2 protein-coding genes are annotated in these 1,371 nt (G+C 36.0%); both read right to left on the reverse strand.

The features are described from left to right. Window positions 1–523: 523 nt before the first annotated feature. Entirely contained in the window at window positions 524–835 is a 312-nt protein-coding gene (locus QUA13_RS32435; RefSeq protein ID WP_333205194.1) for a hypothetical protein, read from the reverse strand. Window positions 836–944: 109 nt separating this feature from the next. After that, entirely contained in the window at window positions 945–1,247 is a 303-nt protein-coding gene (locus QUA13_RS32440; RefSeq protein WP_333205196.1) for an immunity protein TriTu family protein, read from the reverse strand. Window positions 1,248–1,371: the final 124 nt, after the last annotated feature.

Raw genomic sequence — 1,371 nt, forward strand, 5'->3', positions numbered from 1 at the left:
TTTTATGTATGACTGTACTTTAAGCCTTGGATAGCTTTCCTCGCCACTCACCCCAAAAAACTGTCCGGACTGTTGCTTTCAAAAAGTAAAATATCTACTCAGCACGGTCAAAGACAATGGTGAGTAGCTGAGTACCTTTTGCGGTTAATTGCTCTGGCTTGAAGCTAGGAAATTTTTAGGTTAAAAGAGAATCCAAATGTTGTTTATGGGTGATAGGAGCCTGAGTAACTAAGTCATATATTGCTGTCTTAAACCCCGAAAAATCGGAGTAATACTTAGAATATAAACACTTCTTTTTGCCATACTCTTTGAACTGGGTTTCAAGCCAGAATAGCGCTATCACACAAATCCCGATACAGGAGAATTTGATTTGTACGCTGTTGTTCGCGATTTAGTGGTTGAATGAGCTGCCATTCGGCGTCTGTTCAGTGCTAAGGCTAGTTACAGCGTATTCCAGTTTATGAAATGTAGGGACACGGCAATGCCGTGTCCCTACAGGGAGCTAACGCTCGCGCGGTGTACTTCATAAATGTGGAATCTGCTGTATTATTTCCCTACAGGCTTCTATTATTTCCTCTTTTACTAAAGAAATATATTCATTTTTTTCTCTATCTAATCTTGACAACGCTTCTGAAGCCCATTGTTTTCTTTCTGCGAGGACAATAGGAAAAATATCTGTCTCTGAATCTATTCCTCTTAATACAAAGAAGGCTTCAGGTGGCTCTGCTAATTCACGTTGAAAATGCACTAATGTACGACATCCATTTAATAAATCTATTTCTTTGTTAATGATATTGGTAGCAATTTTGATAATTTTAGCCTTTATTTCTTCCATTTTTTTAATTCCTCACATCTGGATCGATCGTAATTTTGGGTGCGAGTTTTTGACCAGTTACAATATTTTCATACAAATGAGTTTCAAGATGTATATATTTAACTCTTTTTTAACAAATGTTTAAATTCAAAATATTGAAGAAGTTTTCAAAAGCTTTGCTGAAGTTAAAATTCGCCTGAATCTTTAAATATTCATCAAACACCATTTTTTCTGAAACAATATCTAGAATTTGTAGTTGAGAATCTCCCGATTCCCATAGTGTTATTCGAGCGATATAATTATCAGAATCTAAATCCAAGCTTAGACTTTGTTGAGCTACACCTGACGGAGGTTTTACGATATCTAATTGATAACCCCAGTTTTCAATTTCCTGACGTTTCTCCTGAATCCAACTTTCAAATTGATCTAACATAAATCTGAACAAACTCTTTAATGTAACTTTGTTGCTGTGTGAGTTATATCAATACTCCGGACAGTTTTTAAAGAGGGATACGATCGCTTTTGCAGCAGAGAAGTGAAAAAAGTGAGTGCAATCT

Source organism: Microcoleus sp. S28C3 (assembly GCF_036700785.1).
GTDB lineage: Bacteria > Cyanobacteriota > Cyanobacteriia > Cyanobacteriales > Microcoleaceae > Microcoleus > Microcoleus asticus.

Coding starts and splice junctions, on each gene's coding strand:
- QUA13_RS32435 (WP_333205194.1), bottom strand. CDS start 835: ATGGAAGAAATAAAGGCTAAAATTATCAAAATTGCTACCAATATCATT.
- QUA13_RS32440 (WP_333205196.1), bottom strand. CDS start 1,247: ATGTTAGATCAATTTGAAAGTTGGATTCAGGAGAAACGTCAGGAAATT.